We start from the raw sequence: 4543 nt of genomic DNA on the forward strand, positions 1-4543 counted from the left end.
GACGAGCTGGCCGCGACCGGGGGGGCCGGGCACGGGCTTGGCGGCGCCGACGAGGGCGCCCTCCTCGGGGCTGCCGGACAGGACCAGGCCAGGGGCGGCGAGGTCCTTGAGGGCCTGGAGGACGGGCTCGTACATGGCGCGGCCCGCGCCGCCGGTGCGTCGGGCGATGATGACGTGGAGCCCGATGTCCCCGGCCTGCGCGAGGAGCGGGACCAGGGGCATGAGGGGGTTGCCGGTGGAGGTGGCCACGAGGTCGTAGTCGTCGACCAGCAGGTACACCTCGGCCCCGCTCCACCAGGAGCGCCGGCGCAGCTGCTCGGGGGTGACGTCGGGCCCGGGCAGGCGCCCGCGCAGGTAGTCGGCGAGGTCGTTGATCTCGTGGGCGGCCTGGTCCTGGGTGGTGAGGTAGCCGGCGAGGTACTCCTCGGGGATCTCCCCCAGCAGGGAGCGGCGCAGGTCGACCGCGAAGATCTGCGCCTCGGTGGGGGTGTGCACGCGCTGGACCTCGGCGGCCACCCCGCGCAGCAGGGCGGACTTGCCTGAGCCGCCGTCGCCGAAGGCGATGAGGTGGGAGGTGGTGCGGGGGTCGAGGCCCACGGGACCGAGCCGGGACTCCTCGACACCGAGGAGCAGCTGGGGGGTCTGCGGCGCCATGGCGCGGACCTCGTCGAGGTGGATGTGCTCGGGCAGCAGCCGGAGCTTGGGTCCGCGGGGCCCGCGCCAGGCCTCGGCGACGGCCCGCACCAGGTGGTCGACGCCACCGCCGAGGGTGCCGGCGTCCCCGGAGCCGTCGACGCGGGGCAGGGCGGTGAGGATGTGGTGCTTGGTGGTGGCCAGCCCGCGGCCTGGGCGGTGCTCGGGGACGTTGGCGGCGACCTTGCGGTCGATCTCGGAGTCCATGGGGTCACCGAGCCGCATCTCGAGCTTGGTGCCGAAGATGTCCTTGACCTGGGTGCGGAAGTCCATCCACCGGCTGGCGGTGGCCACGAGGTGCAGCCCGAACGTGAGGCCGCGGCCGGCGAGGGTCTGGATCTCGGCCTCGAGCTCGTCGAACTCGGAGCGCACCGTGGACCACCCGTCGACCACGAGGAAGATGTCGCCGTACCCGTCGTCGACCTGGCCGGCGGCGCGGCGCTGCCGGTAGGTCTCGATCGAGTCGATGCCGTGGGTGCGGAAGTACAGCTCGCGGGCGTCGATGATCCCGTCGATCTCGGCGACGATGCGCCGCACGACGTCGGGCTCGGCCCGGGAGGCGATGCCGGCCACGTGGGCCAGCTGGGTGAAGGGGCTGAACGTGCCGCCACCGAAGTCGAGCACGTAGAACTGCACCTCGAGGGGGGTGCGGGTCAGGGCCAGGCCGGTGACCACGGAGCGCGCGGCGGTGCTCTTGCCGGTGCGGGGGCCCCCGACGATGGCGACGTGCCCGCCGGCCCCGCCCAGGGACAGGGTGAGGTTCTCGCGCCGCTGCTCGAGGGGACGGTCGACGACGCCCAGCGGGATGACCAGGTCGCCCGAGTCCCGCCAGGTGCGCGAGACGAGGCCGAGCTCGGGGTCGGGGGCGAGGTCGGGCATGAGCTGGTCGAGGCTGTGCGGCACGACGAGGGGCTCGAGCCACACCTTGTGGGCGGGCGGGCCCTGGTGGGCCATGCGGGCGACGCCGATGTCGAAGGTGGTGCTGTCCTCGGCGGCTTCGACCTCGACGGGTTCGCGGGGGTCGCCGTCGGGGTGCTGGGCGGCGTCGACGGGGGCGGCGGTGAACAGCTCGATGCGGCCGGTGCCGTGCTGCTGGTCGGTGGGCCGGCTCGCGCCGCGGCGGGCGGCGGGCGGACCGGAGACGTAGGAGGCGCGGAACTGGACCATGGTGGTCGTGTCGGGCTTGAGGTAGCCCATGCCCGGCACGGCGGGCAGCGTGTAGGCGTCGGGCACGCCCAGCACGGTGCGGGACTCGGCTGCCGAGAAGGTCCGCAGGCCGATGCGGTAGGACAGGTGCGACTCGAGCCCGCGCAGCCGCCCTTCTTCGAGGCGCTGCGAGGAGAGCAGCAGGTGCATCTGCAGCGACCGGCCGAGCCGCCCGATGGCCACGAACAGGTCGACGAACTCGGGCTTGGCGGAGAGCAGCTCGGAGAACTCGTCGGCGACGATGAGCAGCGCGGGGAGGGGCTCGAGGTCGGTGCGGCCACCGAGGCGGGCCTTCTCGTAGTCGGCGACGTTGGCGAAGTTGCCGGCGGCGCGCAGCAGCTCCTGGCGACGGGTCATCTCGCCCTGCAGGGCGTCCTGCATGCGGTCGACGAGGGTGAGCTCCTCGCTGAGGTTGGTGATGATGGCGCTCACGTGCGGCATCTCGGCCATGCCGGCGAAGGTCGCGCCACCCTTGAAGTCGATGAGGACGAAGTTCAGGTCCTCCGAGGAGTGTGTGAGGGCCAGGGCGAGGACGAGGGTGCGCAGCACCTCGGACTTGCCGGAGCCGGTGGCGCCGATGATGAGGCCGTGGGGGCCCATGCCCTGCTGGGCGGACTCCTTGATGTCCAGGGAGATGGGCTGGCCCTGGCTGGTGAGGCCGATGGGGACGCGCAGTCGGTCGCGCTGCAGGCGGGGGCGCCACTGGACGGCGGGCTGGAAGTCGCGGATGTCGCCGATGCCGAGCAGGTCCACGAGCTCGGCGGACACCGCGGGGCCCTCGCCGGCGACGGGGCCGCTCTCGAGGTGCAGGGGGGCGAGGCGGCGGGCGGTGGCCTCGGCGTCGGCCAGGGCCATGTGGTCGGCGATCCCGGACCGGGCGCCCCAGCCGAGGCGGATCACCTGGAAGGCCTGGCGCCGGTCCCGACCCTGGTCGAAGGCCTGTGGCGGGGGGCCCATGAGCAGCCGCAGGGTGTGCGCGTCGCTGAGCTCCTCCCAGTGGTCGGGCAGGTGCACGACGGTGACGCCGGCGGTGCCGTCGGGGGAGAGCACGGGGTGGCCGAGGGGGAGGTCGGCCCCGTCGACGACGATGACGACGTGCGGGACCTCGGTGCTGCCGTCCACGGCGAAGCGCGGCCGGTCGGTGAGGCCCTCGGGGAGCAGGTCGGCGATCTCCTCGTAGGAGCTGGCGATCATGCGGGCCGGGCCGACGGCGTCCCGCGCGCGCATGGACTGCACGTGCGGCAGCCACTTGGCCCAGTCCCAGTGGCGCAGGGCGCTGGGGGCGGCGAGGACGGCGATCTTGACGTCGTCGGCGGAGTGGAAGGTGGCGAGCTGGGCGAGCAGGGCGCGGGTCATGCCGCGGGCGCCGTCCTCGTCGCCGGCGACCTCGATCCGCGCGGCGGAGCGCAGGTCGAGGGTGAGGGGCAGGTCGCGCTGGGTGCTGTGCGAGACGAGGAACCGGTGCGCGGCGGAGGCGGCCACGGGGTCGAGCTGGGTCAGGGGAGGGGTCTCGGCGGGTTCGAGGTCCACGCACAGCGGCTGGTCGGCGCGGCCGGCGCGCACGGTGAGGTACTGCTCGTGCTCGAGGTCCCGTTCCCACACCCGGGTGCGTTCCTCGGCGACGGAGGCGAGGGCGCGGGGGTCGGGGTGGAACCAGTGGGCGTGGCGGCGCTGGGCCTTGGCGGCGTTGCGTACCTGGCCGCGCAGGTCGCTGAGGTAGGCGAGGTACTCGCGGCGCGCCCCGACGACGGTCGACTGGTGCTGGGAGCGTTGACGCCAGATGTTGACCCCGACGAACCCGAGGGTGGCGACGAGGAACATGCCGGCGCCGATCATGCCGCGGGGCCCGGGCATCGCGACGGCCACGAAGACGATCCCACCGAGGCTGCCGAGCATCGGCACCATCATCGACAGCGTGCCGCTCATGCCCTCGGAGGCGGCGAGCTCGGGCGGCGCCTGGACGGTGACCTGGCCCGACGGCGGGGGCGGCGGGGTGATCTGCTCCAGGACGGTCGGTGAGGTCACGGGGTCAACCTAGGTCACCGGTCCTCGTTCGCCGCATCCGCGACCGAGGGGGTGGACGTGGATCGCCTCGCGCGACTGCACCTGATCACCAGGACGCCGGCGAGGGCTGTGATGCCCCCGAGGGCGATGAGCGCGAACGCGGCGGGGATGAGCCAGCTGGGCCGTGCGCTGGTGTCCTCGGTGGAGGTGGGTGAGTCCGGGCATGGGTGGCTTCGCTACCAGTCCTCATCGGTGGTGTCGGTGACGGGGGGTGCGACCAGATCGGGCAGTCGGTCGCGGGAGCCCGCGGCAGCAGCCGGTGTGGGGGTGTTCGGGCTGTCATCGGCCAGGTGCGGGGCGAGGTAGCCGGGACCGCTGCGACGCTTCTTGTCTGCTGAGCTCCCTGCGGCACCGCCAGCGCCCATGGGCATGCCAGCCATCGTCGAGCCGCGCCCACCCGCTGCGCCGGCACCGGCCTGGGTCGAGGAGCCGGCGGTGAGGCCCGACCCGGTGGACCCGGACAGGGCTCCGGCTCGACCTCCAGCACCGGTGCCGTTGGCACCCCCCGCCGTGGCTCCGGAGGCTCCGGTCGAGGCGCCGCCGGCCCCCGGGGCTCCTACGAACGTGCCGCCACGCCCGC

The 4543-nt window shown here is 73.9% G+C and carries 1 protein-coding gene and 1 pseudogene; both read right to left on the bottom strand.

Annotated elements, in window-relative coordinates:
• On the bottom strand, positions 1 to 3924 hold a 3924-nt coding region (gene eccCa, locus L0B03_RS14305), incomplete at its 3' end, for a type VII secretion protein EccCa (RefSeq protein WP_250446945.1).
• A 215-nt stretch (positions 3925 to 4139) separates the two neighbouring features.
• Positions 4140 to 4543, bottom strand: a pseudogene (locus L0B03_RS14310) (hypothetical protein); the annotation flags it as partial.

The organism is Actinotalea sp. C106 (genome assembly GCF_023630195.1).
Classification (GTDB): domain Bacteria; phylum Actinomycetota; class Actinomycetes; order Actinomycetales; family Cellulomonadaceae; genus Actinotalea.